25 protein-coding genes and 1 pseudogene are annotated in these 22,953 nt (G+C 70.0%); 14 read left to right on the forward strand and 12 right to left on the reverse strand.

The window, feature by feature from the left end; translation table 11 throughout:
* Positions 1-5 precede the first annotated feature (5 nt).
* The 5 genes from ACFOSH_RS09480 to ACFOSH_RS09500 form a co-directional block, all read right to left on the reverse strand.
* A complete protein-coding gene (locus tag ACFOSH_RS09480) occupies positions 6-428 on the reverse strand; it encodes a FixH family protein (RefSeq protein ID WP_378238357.1) in 423 nt (140 codons plus the stop codon).
* Positions 425-1,873 (reverse strand): hypothetical protein, encoded by a 1,449-nt coding sequence (locus ACFOSH_RS09485; RefSeq protein ID WP_378238358.1) that lies wholly within the window; start codon positions 1,871-1,873, stop codon positions 425-427. Before ACFOSH_RS09485 ends, ACFOSH_RS09480 begins: the two co-directional genes overlap by 4 nt.
* A 328-nt stretch (positions 1,874-2,201) precedes the next feature.
* A complete protein-coding gene (locus tag ACFOSH_RS09490; RefSeq protein ID WP_378238359.1) occupies positions 2,202-3,044 on the reverse strand; it encodes an oxygenase MpaB family protein in 843 nt (280 codons plus the stop codon).
* The gene (locus ACFOSH_RS09495) at positions 3,041-3,589 is read right to left on the reverse strand and encodes a TetR/AcrR family transcriptional regulator (protein ID WP_378238815.1); all 549 of its coding nucleotides are present in this window, start codon (positions 3,587-3,589) and stop codon (positions 3,041-3,043) included. Before ACFOSH_RS09495 ends, ACFOSH_RS09490 begins: the two co-directional genes overlap by 4 nt.
* Positions 3,586-4,968, reverse strand: a complete 1,383-nt coding sequence (locus ACFOSH_RS09500) for an amidase (RefSeq protein WP_378238360.1) — start codon at positions 4,966-4,968, stop codon at positions 3,586-3,588. The genes ACFOSH_RS09495 and ACFOSH_RS09500 overlap by 4 nt, the downstream gene beginning before the upstream one ends.
* 88 nt (positions 4,969-5,056) lie before the next feature.
* Between ACFOSH_RS09500 and ACFOSH_RS09505 the strand changes: the two genes are divergently transcribed.
* On the forward strand, positions 5,057-6,061 hold the full coding sequence (locus ACFOSH_RS09505) for a D-cysteine desulfhydrase family protein (RefSeq protein ID WP_378238361.1): 1,005 nt from the start codon (positions 5,057-5,059) through the stop codon (positions 6,059-6,061).
* 78 nt (positions 6,062-6,139) lie between these two features.
* Here the strand turns inward: ACFOSH_RS09505 and ACFOSH_RS09510 are convergent.
* Positions 6,140-6,691 (reverse strand): annotated as a pseudogene (locus ACFOSH_RS09510) (DUF998 domain-containing protein); the annotation flags it as partial.
* 53 nt (positions 6,692-6,744) lie between these two features.
* Complete coding sequence (locus tag ACFOSH_RS09515) at positions 6,745-7,518, reverse strand: protein phosphatase 2C domain-containing protein (RefSeq protein WP_378238362.1); 774 nt, start codon at positions 7,516-7,518, stop codon at positions 6,745-6,747.
* A 61-nt stretch (positions 7,519-7,579) separates the two neighbouring features.
* On the opposite strand from ACFOSH_RS09515, the gene ACFOSH_RS09520 reads away from it, so the two are divergent.
* Entirely contained in the window at positions 7,580-7,789 is a 210-nt protein-coding gene (locus ACFOSH_RS09520; protein WP_378238363.1) for a sigma factor-like helix-turn-helix DNA-binding protein, read from the forward strand.
* Positions 7,789-8,313 carry a Clp protease N-terminal domain-containing protein gene (locus tag ACFOSH_RS09525; RefSeq protein ID WP_378238365.1) on the forward strand — a complete coding sequence of 175 codons (525 nt, stop codon included), beginning with the start codon at positions 7,789-7,791 and terminating at the stop codon, positions 8,311-8,313. The genes ACFOSH_RS09520 and ACFOSH_RS09525 overlap by 1 nt, the downstream gene beginning before the upstream one ends.
* A 265-nt stretch (positions 8,314-8,578) precedes the next feature.
* Here the strand turns inward: ACFOSH_RS09525 and yczE are convergent, their stop codons facing one another.
* Positions 8,579-9,202, reverse strand: a complete 624-nt coding sequence (gene yczE, locus ACFOSH_RS09530; protein ID WP_378238366.1) for a membrane protein YczE — start codon at positions 9,200-9,202, stop codon at positions 8,579-8,581.
* A 61-nt stretch (positions 9,203-9,263) separates the two neighbouring features.
* Here yczE and yczR point away from each other — a divergent pair, with 61 nt between their 5' ends.
* On the forward strand, positions 9,264-10,718 hold the full coding sequence (gene yczR, locus ACFOSH_RS09535; RefSeq protein WP_378238367.1) for a MocR-like transcription factor YczR: 1,455 nt from the start codon (positions 9,264-9,266) through the stop codon (positions 10,716-10,718).
* Between the two features lie 441 nt (positions 10,719-11,159).
* On the opposite strand, the gene ACFOSH_RS09540 is transcribed toward yczR, so the two are convergent.
* On the reverse strand, positions 11,160-12,296 hold the full coding sequence (locus ACFOSH_RS09540) for a hypothetical protein (protein WP_378238368.1): 1,137 nt from the start codon (positions 12,294-12,296) through the stop codon (positions 11,160-11,162).
* Between the two features lie 365 nt (positions 12,297-12,661).
* On the opposite strand from ACFOSH_RS09540, the gene ACFOSH_RS09545 reads away from it, so the two are divergent.
* Positions 12,662-13,153, forward strand: coding sequence for an RNA polymerase sigma factor (locus ACFOSH_RS09545; protein ID WP_378238369.1), 492 nt, complete (start codon positions 12,662-12,664; stop codon positions 13,151-13,153).
* Between the two features lie 15 nt (positions 13,154-13,168).
* On the opposite strand, the gene ACFOSH_RS09550 is transcribed toward ACFOSH_RS09545, so the two are convergent.
* Entirely contained in the window at positions 13,169-14,332 is a 1,164-nt protein-coding gene (locus ACFOSH_RS09550) for a pyridoxal phosphate-dependent aminotransferase (protein WP_378238370.1), read from the reverse strand.
* Positions 14,333-14,361: 29 nt separating this feature from the next.
* Here ACFOSH_RS09550 and ACFOSH_RS09555 point away from each other — a divergent pair, with 29 nt between their 5' ends.
* Positions 14,362-15,660 (forward strand): DUF445 domain-containing protein, encoded by a 1,299-nt coding sequence (locus tag ACFOSH_RS09555; protein ID WP_378238371.1) that lies wholly within the window; start codon positions 14,362-14,364, stop codon positions 15,658-15,660.
* Positions 15,661-15,944: 284 nt separating this feature from the next.
* Here ACFOSH_RS09555 and ACFOSH_RS09560 read toward each other — a convergent pair whose 3' ends face one another.
* Complete coding sequence (locus tag ACFOSH_RS09560; RefSeq protein WP_378238372.1) at positions 15,945-16,445, reverse strand: CGNR zinc finger domain-containing protein; 501 nt, start codon at positions 16,443-16,445, stop codon at positions 15,945-15,947.
* A 60-nt stretch (positions 16,446-16,505) separates the two neighbouring features.
* On the opposite strand from ACFOSH_RS09560, the gene ACFOSH_RS09565 reads away from it, so the two are divergent.
* The 3 genes from ACFOSH_RS09565 to ACFOSH_RS09575 are packed head-to-tail and all read left to right on the forward strand — an operon-like array spanning position 16,506 to position 17,950.
* The gene (locus ACFOSH_RS09565; protein WP_378238373.1) at positions 16,506-16,874 is read left to right on the forward strand and encodes a VOC family protein; all 369 of its coding nucleotides are present in this window, start codon (positions 16,506-16,508) and stop codon (positions 16,872-16,874) included.
* Between the two features lie 33 nt (positions 16,875-16,907).
* The gene (locus ACFOSH_RS09570; RefSeq protein ID WP_378238374.1) at positions 16,908-17,291 is read left to right on the forward strand and encodes a TFIIB-type zinc ribbon-containing protein; all 384 of its coding nucleotides are present in this window, start codon (positions 16,908-16,910) and stop codon (positions 17,289-17,291) included.
* A 2-nt stretch (positions 17,292-17,293) separates the two neighbouring features.
* Positions 17,294-17,950: an AAA family ATPase gene (locus ACFOSH_RS09575; protein WP_378238375.1), complete on the forward strand. Its 657-nt coding sequence runs from the start codon at positions 17,294-17,296 to the stop codon at positions 17,948-17,950.
* Here ACFOSH_RS09575 and ACFOSH_RS09580 read toward each other — a convergent pair.
* Positions 17,915-19,045: a methyltransferase domain-containing protein gene (locus ACFOSH_RS09580; RefSeq protein ID WP_378238376.1), complete on the reverse strand. Its 1,131-nt coding sequence runs from the start codon at positions 19,043-19,045 to the stop codon at positions 17,915-17,917. The genes ACFOSH_RS09575 and ACFOSH_RS09580 overlap by 36 nt on opposite strands.
* A 151-nt stretch (positions 19,046-19,196) precedes the next feature.
* Here ACFOSH_RS09580 and ACFOSH_RS09585 point away from each other — a divergent pair, with 151 nt between their 5' ends.
* The 5 genes from ACFOSH_RS09585 (at position 19,197) to ACFOSH_RS09605 (ending at position 22,677) form a co-directional block, all read left to right on the forward strand.
* Complete coding sequence (locus ACFOSH_RS09585; RefSeq protein WP_378238816.1) at positions 19,197-19,628, forward strand: helix-turn-helix domain-containing protein; 432 nt, start codon at positions 19,197-19,199, stop codon at positions 19,626-19,628.
* Positions 19,625-20,311 (forward strand): hypothetical protein, encoded by a 687-nt coding sequence (locus ACFOSH_RS09590; protein ID WP_378238377.1) that lies wholly within the window; start codon positions 19,625-19,627, stop codon positions 20,309-20,311. Before ACFOSH_RS09585 ends, ACFOSH_RS09590 begins: the two co-directional genes overlap by 4 nt.
* 83 nt (positions 20,312-20,394) lie before the next feature.
* The gene (locus ACFOSH_RS09595) at positions 20,395-20,688 is read left to right on the forward strand and encodes a DUF2516 family protein (protein WP_378238378.1); all 294 of its coding nucleotides are present in this window, start codon (positions 20,395-20,397) and stop codon (positions 20,686-20,688) included.
* A 16-nt stretch (positions 20,689-20,704) separates the two neighbouring features.
* Positions 20,705-21,259 (forward strand): YbaK/EbsC family protein, encoded by a 555-nt coding sequence (locus tag ACFOSH_RS09600; protein WP_378238379.1) that lies wholly within the window; start codon positions 20,705-20,707, stop codon positions 21,257-21,259.
* Entirely contained in the window at positions 21,256-22,677 is a 1,422-nt protein-coding gene (locus ACFOSH_RS09605; RefSeq protein WP_378238380.1) for an aromatic amino acid lyase, read from the forward strand. The genes ACFOSH_RS09600 and ACFOSH_RS09605 overlap by 4 nt, the downstream gene beginning before the upstream one ends.
* Positions 22,678-22,953 lie beyond the last annotated feature (276 nt).

Consider the following 22,953-nt stretch of genomic DNA (forward strand, 5'->3'; position numbering starts at 1 on the left):
CTCTCTTACTTGACCAGCAAAGGAAAAACGTGCTGCGTGGCGCCGGACGGCCCGCGCAGTGAAACGGTGATCTCCCATTGGCCCGACATCGGCAGCAGGACGTCGCCGGTGCGGAACCGGCCCGGTGCCTCCGCGATCGCGGGCGACGGGGCGAGCGCGTGCCCCATCTGCGGCATCACCGGTTCGACGGTGACGACGTCCGGCGTGGCGCCGGTGACGGTCAGGGCGAAGACATTGCCGCCCTGGTGCGGATCCGCGACCGACAGCTGAACCGTGTACGGGCCCTGGGTCGAGCGCTGTACCTGTTCCCCGCCGCCGCTCGGCCACACCAGCCAGGCCACGATCGCCGCCACGAGCACGGCGACCACGGAGATGAGCAGGGCTGGTTTACGTCTCTGAGTGTCCACTGTGGACGTCTCGGTGGTCATTGCGGCGCCCCTTCCGGCGGGACTTCGAGCTGCATGGGCACGGTCAGCACGGTGTAGTCGCGTTCGGCCTGCAGCCAGATCCGGTACTTGCCCGGTGCGGCGAAGGTGTAGGTGAACGGGATGTCGGGGCCGTACGCGGCGACGGTCTCATCGGGCTTTCCCGGCATACCGGGCGATTGCGGGATCATCGAGTGGACATGTGCCCAGGTCGGCGCGGCAGCGGCATCCGCGCCGACCCGGGTGTCGCCGGTTATCGGGCCGACGACGATCAGGTGGCCGAGCATGCCCAGCCAGGGTTGGAGATCCGCTTTGCCGAACCGCGCGGTGATCGTGGTCGGCTTGCCCGGTTTGACCTCGACGTCGACCGGGTTCCCGTCGACGACCCGCGCGCCCGCCCCCGCGGGCACGGGTTCGGCGGGGGAGTCGGTGCCCGCCGCGACCGGCAGCGTGGTGCGCACCAGTTGCACGCCGCCGCCTCGCCGGGCGACTTCGGCGGCGACGGCGTAGGTCCCGGCCTCGGGCGGCGTGAACTTCACCCGGTAGTCGCCGGGGCCGACGCGCACCGGATGCAGATGCCAGAGCCTGCCCGTCGGCGAGATGACGACGAGATGCACCAAGGCGTTGTCGTGCACCAAAAGGTCGTCGACCGGGCGGCCGGTCGAGCCGTCCGCGAAGGCGAGCCGGACCTCGGCGAGGCCGCCCGATCGCGCGTTCGGGGAGTGTACGGCCAGGTTCACCGGCGGCCGCGAGAAGTCCACAGTGGACATCTGCGCGTTCGCGTACGGGTCTTGGATGTTGTCGATCGTCGGGTCCAGCGCCGCGCCGGGGGCGGGCGGCGCCGGTGTCGACGCCGAAAGCATCGCGCCGGTGACCGCGACCGCGAGCGCGGCGACCATCCCGCCGGCGGGGATCAGCGCGAGCTGCGGCCGCCGGACGCGCATCGCGACGACGAGACCGATCACCAGGAACACGCCCGCGCCGACGAACCCGCCGAAAGTGGCCTTCTCCCAAGGGGGAATGACCCTGGCCGGCACGAGGAACGGGATCGACGCGGTGTCCGTCCCGTCGTCGAGGCCGAGCTCCCACGGCCCCGGCTGGTCGACCCGCAGCAGCGCCGGATGGGCGCCGGGTTTCCCGTCCAGCCGCACCGTGGTTTCGGAAAACGTCGTCCCGGCTGTCGACGCGCGCAGTTTCAGCGTTCCCGGCGCGCTTCCGGCATGCGTGACGACGTCGACGTGCAGCGGTCCGGGCGCGATGTCCATCCGCCGCAGCACGATCGTCAGATCGCGGGTGCCGAGCGTCTGCGCGACCTGGACGTCCGCTCCGCTCGACACGCCGTCAGCCTGGGCTGTGCCGCCCAACAGCGAAGACGCCAGCGCACAGAGCACGAGTACGCGGACGATGACCAACGGCGCCGTGCGCCGCCCCCTCGGTGAATTCCCCATCCCGCCTGAAGTTAACGACGACGGTCAGGGAAAGCGTCACGGCGCGGGGTGAACCTGGGTCCCCCGTGAAGGGGATGTAGGCCCTTACTCCAGTAGGGGAAAGCATCCAGAGGACTTATTGACAGGTAAGGCAAAGGTGTCTTGTCGGTCGGGGTGAAGGGGTCTTTCGTCGCATCGCATGCGGGGAAGGTTCCGGCGCCCTGAGCCGCGCCGCGGAATGTCCTGAAGGCCCCCTTCGCGACGTTCAACGTCCTGAAAGGGCCCTTCAGGACACGACATCGAGTCACCGAACCCCAGAGTGTCCCCAATGCCACCTTCGGCGCACACCTCAACCGCCGAGGAAGCGGTACGCGCGTGGATGCGCCCGGAACCAGACGTTCAGTCGCCCGATCCGGCGCATGAGCGAGGACCGCAACGTCGTCGGCACGAGCCCGACAGCCACCCTCACCACGGTCCGGAACCGATCGAACCGGCGCTGGTCCTGCTCTGTCCACTGTAGACCGAGTCGCTCGCGCAGCGCGGGCGGAAGGGTGCCGCGGATGACGAACAGCTGCCCCTGCCGCAGCTTCGCCCAGCTTTCGCCGGGCAGCCATCGCCACGGTTTCTTCACCGTCCGGAGCGTCTCGAACAGCGTCGAGATCGTCTCGTTGGGGCCGAAGCCGTCGAGCGTTTCCGCGTAGTACCGCTCGAATTCCGGCCAGGTCGAAGGCAGATCTTGTTCGCGCAGGCCGAGCAGCCGTCCGACGTCGCACATCTGCGCGTAGTACTCGTCCAGTTCGGACGCGGTCATCGGTTCGCCGTAGAACCGTTGCGTGTCAACGGGAGCCATGACGAGCGTGGCGTGCACCCAGGCGTACGCGTGCGGGTTCAGCGCGCTGTAGCGGCGCCCGTCGGCGTAGACCCCGGTGAACTCGCGATGCAGCGCGCGCAACCGGTCCGCTTCGTACCGCGCGCCTTCCGGACCGCCGTAGACGTAGATCGACAGCGACGCGGCCGTGCGCATCAGCCGCGTCCACGGATCCTCGACGTAGTCCGAATGATCCCGCACCCCGGCCGCGACGACCGGATGCGCGACCTGCAGCACCAGCACCTGACCCGCCAGCAGCCCGGCCCGGAAGTCGCCGAAGTACCGCCACGCCGCCGTCCCCTTGACGATCGGCGGACCGCTCACGACGCGCCGCGGACGAGCATCATCAACGACTGGGCCACGCCGACGCCGTCATCGCCGGTGGCGAGCCTGCGCAACTGCAGTCCGGCGATCAGCGCGACGACCGGGCCGGTCAGCCGTTCCGGCGAAGGCACGCCGAGCGTCTTCAAGATCACCAGCGCCAGTTCGTCGTAGGCGGCGAAACACCGCGCGGCCGCGTCCTGGAGCCCGGGGTCGCGCGCGGCCTGCAGGTACAGCTCGTGCGCGCCGAGTTCGTCGGTGCCGAACGGAAGCTGCGAGATGACCTGCTCGACCACCGACGCGGCCTGCTCGACACTCAACCCCTGCTCGCGGTAGGCGTCCACGAACCCGGTCAGCTTCGTGGTCTCTTCCTCGACGAACAGCAGCATCGCCTCGCGCAGCAACGCCGTCTGGCTGGGGAAGTGATACGTCAGCGTGCCGAGCGAGACCTCGGCCTGCCGCGCGATCCGGCGGTTGGTCAGCCCGCCGACTCCCTGTTCCCCGACCACCTTGAGCGCGGCGTGGAGGATCGTCTCGCGGGTGTTCACCAAGCGGTCTCGGGCTTGCGGTCCTGCCACCGTTCGACCTCTTCCAGTTGCGCGGCCAGCGAGATCAGCCGTTCCTCCGCGTGCGAGGGGCCGAGCAGCTGCCCACCGAGCGGCAGGCCCTCGGGGCTCAGCCCGGCGGGGACGTTGACCCCCGGCCAGCCCAGCACGTTCCACGGCCAAGCGTAGGGGCACGCGGCGATCATGGCCTGGTCGGTCTGCCAGCCGGTGAGCTTGTCGAAGGTGCCGATCCGCGGCGGCGGGGTCGCGGTGGTCGGCGTGAGCACCACGTCCACCCGGCCGAACACCGAGCCGATCTGGCGCTGCAGCAACGGTTCCGTGGCCCTGGCGAGCCGCAGCGCCGGTCCGGCCAGCGCCGAGCCCTGCCGCGCGTTGGCCCGCGTGCGCGGGTCGAGCCGTGCCTGGTCCGGGACGCGACGGGACCAGTCACGCACGCCGACGAGCGAACGCGGCAGGAAGGTCAGGCCGATCAGCCGATAGTCGGGTTCGATCTCGACGATCTCGTGGCCGAGTTCGGCGAACCGCTCCGCGAGCCGGACGACGGCCGCGTGCGCCTGCGGGTCGAGCCGGGTTTTCGTGGCCGTGAAAGGGATCCGGGTGGACAGTCCGATCCGCATCCGGCCCGGTTCGCGGCGGGCGGCGGACTGGAACGCCGTGCCGGTGCCGGCGGCGACGTCGAGCAGCAGGGCCGCGTCGGCGACGGTGCGCGCGAGCGGGCCGACCACGGTCAGGCCGTGGAAGAGCTCCCGGTCGGTCGGGACGCGGCCGCGCTGCGGTTTGATTCCGACCAGATCGGTCCACGCGGCCGGGATCCGGATCGACCCCGCCCCGTCGGACCCCAGCGCGGCGGCGATCACCCCCGACGCGATGGCCGCCGCCGCGCCGCCCGAGGAACCGCCGGGAGTGCGTTCGGTGTCCCACGGATTGCGGGTCGCGCCGAACGCGGGGCCCTCGGTGAAGGGCCACTGGCCGAGTTCCGGGGTGTTGGTCTTGCCGATGAGGACCGCGCCCGCCCCGCGCAGCGCGGCGACGGGCGGGGAATCCGTTGTGGCGAGGGAAAAGTCGCCTTCGCAGCCGAACGCTGTCGGCAGTCCGATGACGTCGAGGTCGTCCTTGATCGCGGTGGGGACGCCGAGCAGGGGAGCGGTCTCTCCGGCGGCGAGGCGCCTGTCGGCCTCCTCGGCTTCGCGAAGGGCTTCTTCGGTGCGAAGGCTCTTGAAGGCGTTGAGAGTCGGCTGACTGGCCTCGGCCTTTTCGAGCGCCAGGCGAGTGAGCTCGACCGACGTCGTGGCTCCACTCGCGAGCATCGAGGCCTGTTCGGCCAGGCCCGTGAATCCGAGCTCTGGTTTCGACATGGTCATGGCTCCCCCTGCCGCTCTCGTTCGTTCAAACGAACGATACCACCGGGTAACCTCGATCGTGCGTCTTCGGTGTGGTTACGTGACCTGCATGGACCTCGATCGCTTCCCCCGCGTCGACCTCGGCGGCTACCCGACCCCGCTGCATCCGGCACCCCGGCTGGGCGAGGCTCTCGGCTTGCCGAACCTGCTGCTCAAACGGGACGACGTGCATCCGCTCGGCGTGGGCGGCAACAAGCTGCGCAAACTCGAGTTCCTGCTCGGCGCGGCGATCGAGGCCGGCGCCGACACGGTGATCACCTTCGGCGCGCTGCAGACCAACCACGGCCGCCAGACCGCCGCGGCGTGCGCGAAGCTCGGGTTGCGGTGCGAGCTCGTGCTCACGGCGAAGGTCTCTCGCGACGGCGACGCGTACGAACGGTCCGGCAACGTCTCCCTCGACCACCTCTTCGGCGCGAACGTGCACGTCTGCCGCGACGGCGAGGAGACCGGCAAGACCTACGACCGGCTGATCACCGAGGCCGCGGCCGAGGGCCGCAAGGTGGCCACGTTCCCGGTCGGCGGCTCCGACGGCGTCGGAGCGCTCGGGTACGTGGCTGCCGCGCGGGAGCTCGCCGCGCAGCTCACCGGGCTGGGCGTCACCAAGGCGCGGCTGGTCGCCCCGCACGCCAGCGGCGGGACGTCCGCCGGGCTCGTCGTCGGCACGGCGGACCTCGACTGGCTGACGCTGGACATCGCCTGCGTCAGCCATCCGGTCGACGAGGCTTTGGACAACCTCGCCGACCTCACCATCGCGGCCTCCGTGCTGCTGGGATGCGAGCCGCCGTCACTCGACGGTCTGCATCTCGACGACCGCACGATCGGCCCCGGCTACGGGATCCCGACCGCCGAAACGTGGGACGCGGTGCGGCTTTTCGGTCGCACGGAAGGGATCGCGCTCGATCCCGTGTACACCGGCAAGGTGGGCGCCGCGCTGGTCGAGTGGGCTGCCGAAGGCCGGTTCGCGGCCGACGAGCACGTGGTCTTCCTGCACACGGGCGGGCTGCCCGGCCTCTACGGCTACGCCCCCGAATTCACTGACGCGGTGAGCCGCTGACGCGACCTTCAGCATCCCGGCGATCAGGATCACGTGTGCCACCAGGGAAAGCCGCTGCGTGACCCCGACCGGCACGATGTCGGTCAGCGTCTTGAAGAACGGGATGTCGGCCAGGCGCACGAAGATGAAGCTGAGCCCGAAGACGACCAGACCGGCCGCGCTGCCCCAGGCCAGGCGGCCGACCTGCCTGGCCGCCGGGGTGCCGCGCAGGTTGTCGCGCAGGGTGAAGCCGGCGGCGGGCAGGCTGAGGAACGCGATGAGGCACGCGTACAGGTGGATCTCGCCGCTGACCGGGTCCGGGAATTCGGGGTAGCTCGCCGGGAAGACCGCGGCCGCCGCCAGCCCGAGCGACCACAGCACGAACAGCAGTTTCGTGGTGCGGCTGAGCGGGATCCCGGCCGCGGCCAGCGCGCCGAGCGCGGTGAGCGAGCCGATGGACAGGGAGAGCACGCTGGCGCCGAGCATGCCCGTGCCGCGGTTGACGTAGGCGTAGCTGGACAGCGTGTCGAACACCGGATCGCGTGAGCTGATCAGGTGGAGCACGACCATGGTGAACAGCGCCCACCCGATGGCCGCGCCCGACGCGATCAGCCAAGGTCTCACGCGTGACTTCTCCCCAGGGAACATCATGCGTCCAGCGTGCTCGCGCGGGCACGGTTTTCCGATCCGGGATGCCCCCGGTTTTACCCTGGGGCTAACCCCAGTTCGACCACTACCAGTAGCTGGTCATCGTGCCTTTTCGCGCGGGGCCAGCGGTCGCCGTCCGGGTCCTGTTTCTCCGCCGTGCGCACCGCGTCGAGGACCGCGTCCGGACCGCGTTCCCGGCTGAGGGCGAGCACTTCCGGCCAGCCGAACAGGCCGTAGTCGTCGACCCCGATCGCGACACCGTCCGTCGCCAGGAGCAGGGCTTCGACCTCCGGGCGCGGCCAGCTCCGGCGCACGGCTTCGGCGGCCGCCTTCGGGTCCGCCTCGGCGACCCAGAAGCCGTCCGGCGCGTTGCGTTTCGCGCGGACGTCGGCGCCGGTGCGGAGCTGACCGCTGTCGCGCAGCGAGACCAGCCTGTCGTCGGTGAGCGCATCCGCGCCGGAGGGACCGAAGGCGATGATCGGGCTGTCGGCGAGTACCAGCGCGTCGACGGTTTCGTCCGTCCAGCGCGCGATCGCGACCGTGCTCGACGGTGATCGTCCCGGCTCGAGCCCTTCCCGGCGCGCGACGTCGGCGATCGCCTCGGCCAGCAGGACCGCGAGATCCGCCTCGGGCTCCGCGGTCAGCGCTCGCGACAGGCTGCGCACGAGCAGCCCCGCGTACCAGCCGCCGGACGGCAGATCCGGTCGCGGAGCGGTCGCCCCGTCGAGTACCACCACGGCGTTGCCGAGCACGGCGACGTGGTCTTCGGTCGGGCGCGATGCTCCGTCCGCGCCTACTCCGTCCCTTTCCGCCACTACGATTTCGACCATGGCCAGACCCTAACTGTCAACCGAGGTTGACGAGAGCGGCTTGTCAACGTAGGTTGACATCATGACCGAAGCGACTGATCTGGCCGCACGAGCCGGTGACCACGATCCCCGGGTGGGATTGCGCGCCGTCGCCGCCTTGCGACGGTTGGTGGAACAACTCGAAGCCGTGCAGGTCCGCAGCGCGCGGGTGCACGGCTGGTCCTGGCAGGAGATCGCGGCCGAGCTGGGGGTCAGCAGGCAAGCGGTGCACAAGAAGTACGGGAGGCACTGATGTTCGAGCGATTCACCACCGAACTCCGCGAGGTCGTCATGGGCGCCCAGCGCGTCGCGTCGGACGAGGCGGCCACGAACGTCGACCCGCTGCACCTGCTGACGTCACTCGCCCAGCGCACCGGCGTGCTCGCCGCGCTGGGCTGCCCGACGGACGAACTGGCCGACGACCTCCGCCGCGTCCGCCGCCGCGGCGGGATGAGTGATGCCGACGTCGAAGCCCTGAGCGGGTTCGGCATCGACGTCGAGCACATCGTCGAGCGGGTCGAAGAGACCCACGGGCCTGGCGCGCTGATCGGGGGGCAGCGCGGCAAGCGCGGCCATCGGCCCTTCACGCCGGAGTCGAAGAAGGTGCTGGAGCAGTGCCTTCGCGAAGCCGTCGACGTCGGCAGCAAGCGTATCGAAGGCGAGCACCTGCTGCTCGCGCTCACGGCGCTCCCGGGTGTCGCGGCCGATGTCCTCGCGCAGCGGGGCATCGACTACCTCGCCGTCCGCCGCCTGCTGGAGCAACGTGCGGCCAGTTGATCGTCGGCCCAGGTGGTCGTGAGTGGCGATTCGGGTCAGGGCCAAGCGTGCCTTAGGTACCCGCAGTCTGGCGGTTTCGCGTGATTGGAGGGGCAACACACGTGACTGGGTGGGCGACTCGCGATGAGACCCTGGCCGCGCGGTGTGGCCCGTCCAATCACGCGTGTCGCCCGTCCAATCACGCGAAGCACCGACTCGGGCCCAGGTGGTCGTGAGTGACGATTCGGGTTAGAACCCGAATCGCCACTCACGACCCACGCGACTCCTAGCGCTCCCGCCACACGACGTAGGGCAGGAACGCCTGCGTCAGCGGCCCGATGGCGAGCGCGTAGAGGACCGTGCCGACACCGACGGTGCCGCCGAGCAGCCAGCCGGCGGCGAGGACGGTGATCTCGATGAGGGTCCGGACGAGGCGGATCGACTTGCCCGTCCGGGCCGCGAAACCGGTCATCAGCCCGTCGCGAGGGCCAGGCCCGAGCCGCGCGCCGACGTAGATCGCGGCGGCGAGACCGTTGAGCACGACACCGGCGACCAGGTTGAGGATCTGCCAGCCGAGGACGTGCTGGTCGGGCAGGAAGAGCCGGACCAGGTCGACGGTGAGCGAGATGACCACGATGTTGGCGAGCGTGCCGATCCCGGGCCGCTGCCGCAGGGGGATCCACAGCAGGAGCACCAGGACCGAAGCGATCGCGGTGACCGTCCCGAACGAGAGGCCGGTGATCTTCATCAGGCCTTCGTGCAGCACGTCCCACGGGTCGAGGCCGAGTCCCGACCTGGTCAGCATGGCCATGCTGGCGCCGTAGAGGGCGAGCCCGCCGACGAGCTGGATCGAGCGTCGGGCGGTGTCCTGGGAGATGCCGATGGGTTTGAGGTCGAGTTTAAGTGCCACGAGTGCACCATCAGGGGTAAGTGGCTACCTTGACCATGGCCAATCTGGAACAATTGGCCTTATGGAACCGCTGATCCCGCTGACTGGACGCGTTTCAGGCCCGAAATTGGCCATTTTGCTGGGAGGGTGGCGGCAGAGTGGTTCTCGACACGGTGCCGCCGATCTCGCGGCGGCGGTCGAGCTCCTGGTCCTCGACGGCAGACTGCCGCTCGGCACGAAACTCCCCGCCGAACGGGAGCTCGCCGACGCGCTGGAGGTCAGCCGCACGCTGATCGGCGCCGCGCTGGACAAACTGCGGGCCGACGGGTTGGTCGCCAGCCGTCGCGGAGCCGGGTCTTGGATCGCGTCTCCCGGCGGCCGGGGCAGGGAGACGATCCTGCCGTCCGGGGAGGACCTCATCGACCTCGCCCAGGCCTGCCCGCCCGCCATCCCCGGCCTGGTCGCGGGCGTCGACGCCGCGCGGAAGTCGCTGGTGGACCACCTCGGCGAGAACGGCTATCACGTCCGCGGCCTGCGGATCCTGCGTGAGCGGATCGCCCGCCGCTACACCGAACGCGGGCTGCCGACCAATGCCGACCAGGTGATGGTCACCAACGGCGCGCACCACGCGTTCGTGCAGGTCCTGCGGATGCTGGCCGGTCCCGGCGACCGGGTGCTGGTCGAGCAGCCGACGTACCCGAACTCGCTCGAAGCCATCGGCGCCGCGCACGCCATCCCGGTCCCGGTGCCGCTGGACCCGGCCACCGGCTGGGACATCGTCGGGATCGAGGCCGCGCTCAGGCAGTCCGCGCCGAGGCTCGCGTACTTCGTCGCGGACTTCCAGAACCCGACGGGCCTGCGCCTGGACGCCGTCGGCAGGGAGCGGCTCGCGGCCGCGCTGAGCCGCGCGCGGACGCCCGCGATCATCGACGAGACGCTGGTCGAACTGGACCTCGAAGGCGATCCTGTCGACGGGCCGCCGCCGCTGGGCGCGTTCGCGGGCGATCTCGGCATCACGATCGGCTCCGCGGCGAAGTCGCACTGGGCCGGGCTGCGGCTCGGCTGGATCCGCGCTTCCGAGGACGTCATCGGCAGGCTGATCGCGGCCAGGTTCGCCGTCGACCTGGGGTCGCCGGTCTTCGAGCAGCTCGTCCTGGCCGAACTGCTCGACGACGGCGGGGCCGCGCTGGCGCACCGTCGCGAGGAGACGCTGGCCCTGCGCGACGCGCTGACCGGGGCGCTGAACTGGTACTGCCCGGAGTGGACGTTCACCCTGCCGTCCGGCGGGCTTTCGCTGTGGTGCCGTCTGCCGGAGCCGATGAGCACGCGTCTGGCGGTCGCGGCGGCGGGGCACGGGGTGCAGGTGGCGCCGGGCTCGCGGTTCGGTGTCCACGGCGGACTCGAGCGCTGGCTGCGGCTGCCGTACGCGCTTCCGGCCGACAGGCTCTTCGAGGCCGTGCGGCGGCTGGGCGCGGCCGCCGCCTCGGTGGGCGCGACCCCCGCCACGGTCGCCCCGGTGGCCGTCCAGGTCACCTGAAACGGAAATAGCCGGTGCGCCGGCGGGGCGGCCGATGCTCCAGGGAGGGCATCGGCGCCGCACGACCAGCGCACCGGCTATCCGGCCCGCCTGCGAGACCGAATCTCGCAGGCGGGCACCGCGGCGGTTACCCGGCACAGCCCCTCGACGTGCCGGGAACCGCCCGCGGTTCAGGCGGACTTCGAGCTTGGCCGGCTCCTGCTCGGCGCGGTGAGCAGAAGCCCCCGGAGTCCACCCGGTGCTGGTCCCGGCGCCGCAAGAGGCAGCGCGGCGCCGGGGCCGGGATCCGAACCGGCCGGGCGCGGTCGGCCGTTCGGGAAGACAGAGGGATGCCTGAAAGAGGGCAGGCGAAAACGCGACTGATTACCGAGGACTCAGCAGACGTCGGAAACCGAAGTTGATCTTGGTTTGGACGTGGTTCTCCCCGGCGACCCGGTCAGGTCAGTCGGGGGAAGTGGTGGGAAGCGCGGCTTCCCTGCCGGTGCGCTCGCCTTCGTGGTCGCAGCCGGTTCCGAGGAGCTTCAGCTGCGTGGCGGGGATTCCGGCGTCGAGCACGGCGAGCGGCCCGCGGCCGCCGCCGGAGTGGTCGTGCCCGGGCTGGGCGCTCGTCGTGGGCGCGACAGGGGCGACAGGGGTGCTCGGCAGGCCACCGCCGCCGCCCGAGCCGCCGCCGTCCCGGGACGCGTGCGTGTCGGACGTGGCGAGCGTGGCCGGAGCGGCCTGGGCATCGGCCTTGACCTGGACGGGCAGGGTGACGCGGTGGTTCTGCTGGGTGGCCGCCGCCGGAGCGGGGGTCCCGGCGGGAACGAACGGACGCGGGTCCGGCGTGTTCGGCGCGGGCGCGGCCGGCGTGGCCGTCTTGGCCGGGACGGCGATGGTGACCGAGCCACCCGCCGACTGCCCCGAGCCGCCGCCGAAGACGGGGTCGAGCACGCCGCCGGTGCCCGGCAGGATCACCGGATTGCTCGATCCGCAGCACGGACCGGGTTTGACGATCGGCTCGACGACGTGTTCGCCGATTCCGCCGACGACCCCGCCGACGGTTTCGACGACTCCGCCGACCGTGTTCGCGACGAGGTCCAGCACGCCGCCGAGGAGGCCGCCCAGCAAACCGTTGGACGCCTGGGGCTTCGCGGTTTTCTTCGACGGCTCCGGAGAAGAAGTCTTCTCGACGGAACTCGCGTTCGAAACGGCCTTTTCCTCGACGGCGCTTTCGGAAGATGTGGGGCTCTCGGAAGACGTGGCCTCGGGCTCCTGGCTCGAAACGGGAGCGGGCTCTTCCTTCGGGGCCTCGGTCTTCGGGGTTTCGGTGGCCTCAGCGGGTTTCGTGGCCTCGACCGCGCCGGAGTCCGAAGTGGACTCTTTTGGAGTAGTCGTTTTCCCGGATCCCGCGTCGTTCGCGGGCTGGACCACAGAGGTCTCCGGCGTCACGGGGGTCTGTTCTTCGGCCGAAGCCGGAGTGGACAGGACGGCGCCGAGAAGCCAACCGGTGAGCGCGAGCCCGCCCGCGAAAAGAATTCGCAAGCCGGTCTTCGGGGAGGTGAGGCCGTGACGGGACACGACTGCCGCACCGCTCACAGCAATCACCACCGTCCGCGCCGGAAACCCACGTTCTCCGCGTGAGTTCGATCTTGCTTGGGGTCTCTTCCGGTCAGGTCGCAGGTCCCCCGGGGCTGCGCCAGTTTTAGCACCGGAGGGGAGTGTTTCACTTCAGCCGCCGCTGATCCAGCCCGTTAGGCGGAACGACGCAATCGGCTCCGGTGCATGGAGTACCGAAGTTGATCACTCTCGGTGTGTGCCCGGCGGCCATCCGGGTCCGGGTGGAACTACTCAAATCCTCGGTGACCTGACCTTTTCTGGATCCCTGCTGCGGTGCGTGCCGTCGAAGTCGCGTTCGGTGATCGACGTGGCGGACGCGAGCCGCCGGGAGAGGAGAGTCCGGGATGTGGGACGTGAAAGCGGTTTCGGCCGTGGTGCTCGGCGCGTTGAAGACCTATCGCCTGACCGAATCCGACGCCAGGGACGTCTGTCAGGAAGCCTGGCTGGAACTGCTTCGCGCGCCCGGCGCGCTACGCGACGAAGCGAAGCTCGGGGCGTGGCTGACGACCACCGCGCGGCGCCGCGCGCTCCGGATGATCACCAGGAACAGGCGGGAAACGCCGCGCCTGCTCCCGGATGCCGGGATGGCTCCGGACAGCGAGCCGACCCCGGAGGCGGAGGTCGTCCGCGCCGAACGCGACCGCGCGCTCTGGGCGGCTGTCGATCGCCTGCCGGACGTGCACCGGCGGCTGATGTGGCTGCTCGCACACCGGCCGGAGCTGTCCTACGCCCAGCTCGCGGGGGAGCTGGGGATCAGCCCGGCCAGTGTGGGCAGGGTGCGAAGACGGTGCCTGGACCGGCTCGGACGGTCCCTCGACAAGGGCGGCTGGGCGTGAAGGACATCGGACGAGTCACCGGAGTTTGCGCAATCGGGTGACCGCTTCGTCGATGACCTCGTTGCGCTTGCAGAACGCGAAACGCAGCAGATGTTTCCACTCGTCCGGGTGATCGGTGAACACCTTTACGGGCACGGCCGCCACGCCCACCCGTTCGGGGAGCTCCCAGGCCAGTTCCGCGGCGTCCTCGAAGCCGAGCGGGCGGACGTCGACGCAGACGAAATACGTCCCGGCGGTCGGCCGCACCGCGAACCCCGCCTCCGCGAGGCCGGCCGCGAGCCGGTCCCGTTTGCCCTGCAGGCTCGTGCGCAGGTCCTCGGCCCACGGCAGTTCGTGGTCCAGCGCGTGGGCGATGGCCGGCTGGAACGGGCCGCCCGAGACGAAGGTGATGAACTGCTTCGCCGCCTTCACCGCCGCGACCAGCTCCGGGCTCGCACAGACCCAGCCGATCTTCCAGCCGGTGCAGTTGAACGTCTTGCCCGCGCTGGAGATCGACACGGTGCGGTCGCGCATGCCGGGGAAGGTCGCCAGCGGGAGGTGCTCGGCGTCGTCGAAGACCAGGTGCTCGTACACCTCGTCGGTGATCGCGATCAGGTCGTGCTCCACGCAGAGCGCGGCGACGGCTTCCAGCTCGGCGCGCGTGAACACGGTGCCGGTCGGGTTGTGCGGCGAGTTGATCAGGATCGCCCTGGTCCTGCCGGTCACCGCGGCCCGCAGGCCGTCGAGGTCCAGCGCGAACCGGCCGTCACGTTCCACCAGGCCGACGACCCGCCGCTCCGCGCCCGCCATGGCGACAGCGGCCGCGTACGAGTCGTAGTACGGCTCGATGACGATGACCTCGTCGCCCGCCTGCGTCAGCGCGATCAGCGACGCCGCGATGGCCTCGGTGGCACCGGCGGTGACCAGGATCTCGGTGGCGGGGTCGTACTCGACGCCGTAGCGGAGCCGATGGCGTGCGATCGCCGCGCGCAGCTCGGGGCGCCCCGGGCCCGGTGGGTACTGGTTCGCACCCCCGAACAGCGCGTTCTTGGCGGCGTCGAGCATTCCGGCGGGTCCGTCGGTGTCGGGAAAACCCTGGCCGAGGTTGACGGCTTCGTGGCGGACGGCCAGTGCCGTCATCTCCGCGAAGATGGTCGACGTGAAGGGCTGGAGGCGGGGTACGAGGACAGGTTCGCGCACGATCAGCCATCCTCACGGACAATGGCCGTGTGGAGCAACTGACGCCCGCCAAGGTGACCCCAGCCGATCCGCCAGGTGGAAGCGCCGCCGAGGAGGAGAAGCGCCGCGGCCTGCGCAAGATGAAGATGGTCGCGCTGTCGTTCCTGCTCGGCGCCACGGTGATCTTCCTGCTGACCAGCTGGGCCGAAGCCGCGGGCTGGCCGGGCTGGGTCGGCTACGTCCGTGCCGCCGCCGAAGCGGGGATGGTCGGCGCGCTCGCCGACTGGTTCGCGGTGACGGCGCTGTTCCGGCATCCGCTGGGGATCAAGATCCCGCACACCGCGATCATCCCGAACAAGAAGGACGCGCTGGGCAGCAGCCTCGGTGACTTCGTCGGCTCGAACTTCCTGTCCGAGTCCGTGGTCCGGGAGAAGCTGGGCCGGGTCGAGGTCTCGAAGCGGCTCGGTGGCTGGCTCTCAGAGCCGCGGAACGCCGAACGCGTGACGTCCGAACTGGCGACGGTCGTGCGGGCCGCGGTCAAGGTGCTCCGCGACGAAGACGTCCAGGCGATCATGGAACAGGCCGTGGTCAAGCGGATCGTGGACAAGCCGTGGGGCCCGCCGCTCGGCAAGATCCTGGAAGGCGTGTTCGCCGACGGGGCGCACCACAAACTGGTGGACCTGATGTGCGACCGCGCCTACGAATGGGTGCGGGACAACCACACGACGATGCTGCGCGTGGTCTCGGACCGGGCGCCGAGCTGGTCGCCGAAGTTCGTCGACGGGATGCTCGCGGACAAGGTCTACGGCGAGGTGCTGTCCTTCGTGTGGGCGGTGAAGACCGACATCAACCACCCGATGCGGCTGGCGCTGGACAAGTTCCTCGGCGAATTCGCCCTCGACCTGCAGACCAACCCCGAGGTGATGGCGCGCGCCGAGCAGGTCAAGGCCCAGATGCTGGGGCACGACGAGGTGCAGAAGCTGATCGGTTCGGCGTGGGCGACGGCGAAGGACATGCTGCTCAACGCCGCCGAGGACCCGTCGAGCGAGCTGCGGCGCCGGGTGCGCACCGGCCTCGAAACCCTGGGCGGGCGCCTGGTCTCCGACGACCAGATCCGGTCCAAGGTGGACAACTGGGTGGAGGGTGCGGCGGCCTACCTGGTCACCCACTACTCCCAGGAGATCACCACGATCATCACCGACACCGTGGAGCGCTGGGACGCCGAGGAGACCTCGCGCAAGATCGAGCTCCAGGTGGGCCGGGACCTGCAGTTCATCCGGATCAACGGCACGGTGGTCGGCGCGCTCGCCGGGGTGGTCATCTACGCGGTCGCGCAGCTGCTCTTCTGAGTCTTCGGCGTATACCACACTCCGGAGGCCTCGCCGGGAGTTGTCCACAGGAAGTGGAGTCATCCCCAGGGTTATCCACAGCTTTTCACGTCTTTGGCCTAACGGTGTGCACAACCCCTGGGGGTAACTCGGGGGTGGGTGACCCCAGAAGTTGTGGTCGCGGCGTCCCGGCGGGTCGTGACGCCCGCCGGATCTCGCGTGCTTGAAGCCGTGACGTCCCCAAACACGCGAGTTCCGCGTGTCTCACTGCCGCAAGCAGTCGACTAAGTGCGGGGGCGGGGGCGTCAGGTCGAGACGTCCGCCGTCCGCGCCCGCCACGCCCGCGCCTTCTCCCGGTTCCCGCACGCCCGCATCGAGCACCACGTCCTCGACCGGTTGCGCGATTCGTCGTAGAACGCCCAAAGGCAGTCGTCCGCCGGGCAGATCTTGAGCCGGATCCAGTCGCCGAGCACGGTCAGCCGGGTCGAGGCCGCCATCACCGCTTCGCTGACCGTCTCTGAGACCAGGACCGGGCCTTCCGGGCCGAGGACGATCTCCGCCGGGGCGCGCAGGCCGAGCCGCGGCAGTCGCGGGTCGCCGATCGCCGCCCGCAGCGCGTCCCGGGTTTCGCGCGCGGCCGCGGGGGTATCCGCGCGCAGCCGGTGGTCCCGGGCCCAGTTTTGCCAGGTCTCCAGATCGTCCAGGAGGTCGGCGCCGCGTTCGACGTTCACCGTGTTCAAAAACTCGACCACCAGGGACGCGTCGGTGTTCACCTCGCCCAGTGTACGGGCGAGACCTGTTGTCATCGGCTCCGATAACCCGCATACTCGCTTTAATGGTTACTCGATCATCTGGGAGGCTGAACCATGGGTGCGGTACCGACCTTCGGCGCGGTGGCGCTCGACTGCCCGGACCCGGTCGCGCTGGCGGAGTTCTACCGCGAGCTGCTCGACTGGAAGGCGGCCGAAGTCGCCGAAGACGGCCATTGGGTGACCCTGCGGAACCCGGAAGGCGGCGCGCGGTTCTCGTTCCAGCGCGTGCCGGACTACCGGCCGCCCGCGTGGCCGTCCGCCGAGAACCCGCAGCAGGCGCATGTCGATCTCGACGTCACCGACATCGAGGCCGCTCACGAGCGCGCGCTGGCCATCGGTGCGAAGCTGCTCGACGACTCCCCGAAGACGTTCCGGGTGTACGCGGATCCGGCCGGGCACCCGTTCTGCTTGTGCGCCTGCTGACCTCGGACGCGAAAAATGCGTAATCTCTGATACGTGATTTGTCCGAAGTGTCAGAACGTCATGAAGACCGTCGACAAGAACGGCGTCCACATCGACCAGTGCCAGGGATGCCGCGGCATCTTCCTGGACAGGGGCGAACTGGAAGCCATCGCCGGCGCCGAGAACTCGTACTACGGCGGGCACCAGCCCCCGCCGTACCAGGGAGGTGGCGGGCACGCGCCGGCGCCGCACTACGGCCGTCCGGACTCCCCGCGACCGCATCGCGGCGGGTACGCCGACTCCCCGAAGGGCTACCGGGGCGGTCACGCCGACTCGCCCAAGGGTTACCGCGGTGGCGGCTACGCGGACTCCCCGCACGGGTACGGCCACCACGGCAAACGTCGTAAGGGCGGTTTCCTCGAGGGCCTCTTCGACTGACCGTGGTCCTCGATCTCAAGATCTGCCCGGCCTGCGGCGATCGCGCCGAACGGCCACAAGTCGAGAGCGGGCTGCTGGTGTGCGCGGAATGCGCGCACCGGTGGCCGTTCCGGCGGCTCCCCCTGTTCGCGCTGACCGGGCCGAGCGGGGCGGGCAAGTCGACGGTCGGGCCGCTCCTGGCACGACGGCTCGGCGATCTCGCGCTCGTGGTCGAGCAGGACGTGTTGTGGACCGGGGCGTTGCGCGACGACGTCCCCGGCCATCCCGCGTTCCGCTCCACCTGGCTGCGGATGGCGGCGATGCTGCACCAGAACGGGCGCCCGGTCGTGCTCTGCGGCACCGTCGCGCCGCCCGAGTTCGAGCGGTTGCCCGAGCGCGTCTTCTTCTCCGGCATCCACTACCTGGCGCTCGTCAGTGAGCCCGACGCGCTGCGCAAGCGTTTGCTGGCGCGGCCCGCCTGGCGCGAGTGGGACGAGGAGCGGGTCGAGGAGATGCTGGAGTTCAACGAGTGGCTGCAACGGGAAGCGCCGTCGCTCGACCCGCCGGTCGAGGTGTTCGACACCACCCGCATCCCGGTGGACGCCGCTGTCGACCACGTCGAGGCGTGGGTGCGGGGCCTGCTTTCAGGGACACAAGGGCCAAACGCGGCCCTCGGGTGAGTCCAGCCAGATCACCTGGTCCTCGCCGTCGAGGCTGAGCCCGAACCGGTCCCGCCACGGCTGACCGAGTCCGAGCCAGTCCTCATACGCGCTTTCGATGTCTTCCCATAACCGCCGCGGGCCGCCTTCGGCCACTTCGAACCGGCCGTCCGCATGCCGATGCCGTACCCATGAGCCGTCCGGATGGACCAGCGCCGTGCGCGGGCCTTCCCGCAAGGCAGTCACGCCAGGGAGCTGAAGCCCGGCGAAGAACTCGAAGCGGCTGCGGACTTCGGTGATCACTCCCATCGGCAGCGGCGTCGGCCGCCAGACGACGTCGCCGTCCGGCACCCTCGACGGCTTGAACCGATGCGCGCGCAACGGCATGAAGCGACCGTCGCGCGCCAGCACCCGCCCCTGGCCCGTCGCGCCTTCGCCCGCGACGATCCGGACGAGCCCACCGCCGATCGGCCGGTTCAGCGTCGTGACGATCAGCCCGCCCGGCACGGTCTGTTCCAGCCACGCGGGCGGGATCGACGACACCGAGCAGGTGCAGATCACCCGGTCGTAGAGGACGCCCGCCGGGAAGCCGTCGGCACCGTCGGCCGCGGCGCACGACGGCGCGTACCCGGCCTCCGCGAGCCGCTCGCGCGCGGCGTCGACCAGTTCCGGGGCGATGTCCACTGTGTACACGAGGCCGGAACCGAGCCGCTGGCAGAGCAGGGCGGCGTTGTAGCCGGTGCCCGTGCCGATCTCCAGGACGCGATGTCCGTCGGCGACCCGGAGCTCTTCGAGCATGATCGCCATGATCGCCGGCTGGCTGGACGAACTCGTCGGCGTCCCCGGCTGCGCGCCCAGATAGCGCGCCCGTTCCCAGAGCCCGGAATCGTCGTCGAGCTGGATGACCAGCACTTCGGGCGAGTAGGCGCGGCGGAGCCACTCGTCGTCGCCGTGCTCCATCGCGGCCCAGCCGCTCGCCGCCGGGACGAAGAACCGCGGCAGGAAGACGTGCCTCGGCACGGTGCGGAACGCGGTCATCCAGCGCGCGTCGTGCAGCACGCCCTCGGCGAGCAGATGCTCGACGAGGCGCCGCCGCAGCCGCGTCGCGTTCGACATCCCTCCACGGTAGCCGGGTGAGCACCGACACACCCGATGGTTGCAAGCAGAGTGCTTGCAATAGCTAGCACTCGCGCGTAGCGTTGAAGCCGTCGCGAGGAGGTGACCGATGGCAGACACCAACCGGGATCAGCCCACGTCGGGCGGACCGATGGAGAAGGTCGCGGACATCGCTTCCGACATCGGCGAGTACATCCGACTGCAGCGCAGCAACGCGAAGATCTCCTTGCGGCAGCTGTCGAAACTCGCCGGCGTGTCCAATCCGTACCTGAGCCAGATCGAGCGCGGGGTCCGCAAACCCAGCGCGGAGATCCTGCAGCAGATCGCCAAGGGCCTGCGAATCTCGGCCGAGGCGCTCTACGTGCAAGCGGGAATCCTCGATCTGCCCACGGGCGGCCCGGTCGGCAACGCGATCCGCGCCGACACCGAGCTGACCGAACGGCAGAAGCAGGTCCTGCTCGACGTCTACGAATCGTTCCGCCGCGAGAACGCCGCCGCGAAGCCAGAGCAGGCGGCGCAGGCGAAGAACGAAGACGCAGCGTCACCGAAAACAGAAGCCGCCGAATCCAAGGAGTCAGCATGACCACGGCCACGACCACCAAGACCGACCGCAAGCACACCGCCCTCGACCAGGTCCGCACCCCGCTGCTGGCCGCGCTGGGCGCCGGCAACCTGGCGGGCCAGGCCGTCGTCGACGCCGTGGCGAAGGCCAAGGAGCGCGTCGTCGAGAGCGGCGAGACCGCCCGCAAGAACATCGAGGAGCTCCCGCACGACGTCGAGGGCATCCGCGAGAAGCTGGACCCGGCCGAGCTGCGCAAGGTCATCGACGAGTACACCGAAGCCGCGCTGAAGCTGTACAACAAGCTGGCCGAGTCCGGCGAGCAGGCGTGGGACAAGATCGCCGCGCAGCCGCAGGTCAAGAAGGCCATCGAGCAGCTCGAAGACGCGCTGAGCACCGCGCAGGACCGCGTCGAGGGTGCGACCACCGACGCCCGTGAGCGCCTCGACACCGTGCTCGGCAAGGTCACCAAGGGCACCCGCTCGGTGGGCGAGAAGACCGCCCGCAAGGTGACCGAGGTCGCGGGCGAGATCGCCGACGAGGTCGAGGAGCTCGGCGACGACCTGGCGCACGAGACCCGCTCCGCTTCGCGCAAGGTCGCCAACAAGACCGCGCCGAAGACCACCTCCCCGGCCGCGCGCCGCACCACCACCACCAGCCCGGCCGCCAAGAAGCCGGCCACCGCGCCGAAGACGACCGAGAAGTAAGGTCCGCGTGATCTCAGGGCCCCTGGTGCCGCTTCGGCGCCAGGGGCCCGGGTCATTCGCCCGGTTTGACGTAAGCTGACGTCGTGTTCGTTGCCAACTGGATCCTCATCATCATCCATTGGGGCGGGGCGTTGACGGGGCTGTTTGCTTTCGTGCACGCGCTGCGTCAGAGCTCGGACGCGTACTCGGCCGCGGATCGGAAGACCAAGCCCATCTGGATGCTCATCACCGGTGGGGCCACCGTCGTGATGACCTTCTTCCAGTTCTACGGCGGCGGCATGATCCTGTGGCTGCCCGCACTGGTCGCGGTCCTGGTCTACCTCGTGGACGTCCGCCCCAAGCTCATCGAGGTGCAACGCGGCGGCCGCAACTGGTGATTATTAGGGTGGCGACGTGACTACCTGGACCATCGCCGGAAGCCTCACCGTCGTCCCCGCCTCCTCGCGCACGGACCTGCTCGCCGAGCCCGTCGCCAAGGCACTCGCCGCCCTGTCCGATCCCGACGCCCTCGGTGTCGCCGAGATCGACGCCGAACTGGCCGACACCGCCGCCTTCTGCGAGGCGTACGGCTCTCCGCTTTCGGCGTCCGCGAACTGTGTGGTCGTCGCCGGCAAACGTGCCGGTGAGGTCCGCTTCGCCGCCGCTCTGATCCTCGCCACCACCCGCGCCGACGTGAACGGTGTGATCAAACGCCGTCTCGACGTCCGCAAAGCGTCCTTCGCCCCGATGGACGAGGCCGTCTCGATCACCGGCATGGAGCACGGCGGCATCACGCCCGTCGGCCTGCCCGACTCGTGGCCGATCCTGATCGACCGGCGCGTCGCCGACGAGCCCGAACTGATCATCGGGAGCGGGATCCGCGGCAGCAAGCTGCTGATCTCGGGCTCGGCGCTCGCCTCGCTTCCCGGTGCCGAGGTGATCGAAGACCTCGCGCGCCCCGTCGAGTGAGGCTGTCCACAAAGGACTTCGTACTGGCTTCGGCTTTCGAAGCCGGATTCCTGGAGCTCGATCCCGCGTTGCTGGCGAGGCTCGGCGAGAACCGCGCCCGCGTCCTCGACGCGCTGACCGATCGCCCCGTCTACGGCGTGAACACCGGCATGGGGCGGCTCGCGGGAGTCGCCTCGCCCGCGTCGGGCGCGCACCAGCGGAACCTGCTGATCGGTCGCGCCGTCGGCGGCCCGCCCTGGCTTTCGGCCGGGGAAGTGCGCTGGCTGCTGCTGGTGCGCCTGCGCGATCTGCTCGCCCCGGAGGCGGGTGCGAGCCCGGAGCTGGTGAAGTTCCTCGTCGACAGGCTGAACGAGGGGTTCACCCCCGCCGTGCCGAGGACGGGACTGGGCAGCGCCGGGGAGATCATCCCGCTGGCGCACGCCTTCCAGACCTTTCTCGGCGTCGGGACCGTGCTGGTGGACGGCGTCGAGACGCCCGCGTCCGAGGTGCTGGCGAAGCCGTACGAGCCGGGTCTCAAGGAGGGTGTGACGCTCATCCAGGGCTCGCCACTGGCCGAGACGCTGGCCGCCTTCGCGCTCACCGAGGTCCGGCGGCTCGTCGGCCTCCAGGCGCTGGCCGCGGCGATCGCGATCGACGTTCTCGGTGCGCCGCAAGCGGTCTACCGTCCGTCACTGGCGGGAGACGACAAGGTCCTCCGTTCGGTCCTGCTCGAAGTGAGCGAATTGATCCGCGGTGCCGTCGAACGGCCGGAGGTCGTGCAGGCGCCCGTCTCCGTCCGGGTCGCTCCGCGCGCGATCGCCCATCTGACGCGGGTCGCCGACGACCTGGGCGAGGTACTGCGACGCTCGATGCCGACCGACTCCCCGGCGTTCCTGGACGGCGAATTCGTATCCACGACGGGTTTCCACGCCGTCGAACTCGGGCTGCGGATGGACGCGGTGACCGCGGCGCTGGCGCATCTCGGCGAGGTGAGCGTGCAGCGGGCGCACCGGTTGCTGGACGAGCGGTTCAGCGGTCTGCCCGCGCAGTTGACGCCGGATCCGGGGCCGCGAGCCGGGCTGGTGCCGTTGCACAAACGCGCGGTGGGGGAGCTGCACGCGGTGCGGCGGCTGGCCACGCCCGCGACTTTGGGCTCTGTAGATACTTCCGCCGGACAGGAGGACGTGCAGGCGTTCGCGTGGGCGGCGGGGAATCAGCTCCGTGCCGCCTGCGCGCGGATGTCGGCCATCACGGCCTGCGAGCTGATCACGGGTTCGCAGGCGCGGTGGCTGGCCTCCGGGGAAGGGGCGCCCGGACTTCGGGCGGCGTACGCGCGGCTGCGGGAGTTGGTACCGCCGGTCGCCGAGGATCGGTCATTGGGGCCGGAAGTGACTGCTCTTGTCGCCGCTTTTTCCGCCGGAGGATTTGGGCCGTTCTGACGGCGAAATCGATGACGGCCTTCCCTTAGCCTGGGCGTCCACATTGTTTTCGAGAATGGGGACACCCGTGAATCGTCGAAGACCTGTTCGTGTCACGCTCATGATGTCCATGGTGGTCTTGCTCATCGCATCGATGACGAGTGTGACGCAAACCGCCGCTCTCGCAACATCTTTGGAGATACCGCAGGAGTCGCCACCGGCGGAGAATCTTCTTTCGCTCACCGACCGGAACATACCCGAGCCGGTCACTTTCGACGGATGTACTCTCAGTCGACC

Origin of the sequence: Amycolatopsis speibonae (assembly GCF_042647925.1) — a bacterium.
In the GTDB taxonomy this organism is placed as follows: Bacteria; Actinomycetota; Actinomycetes; order Mycobacteriales; family Pseudonocardiaceae; genus Amycolatopsis; species Amycolatopsis speibonae.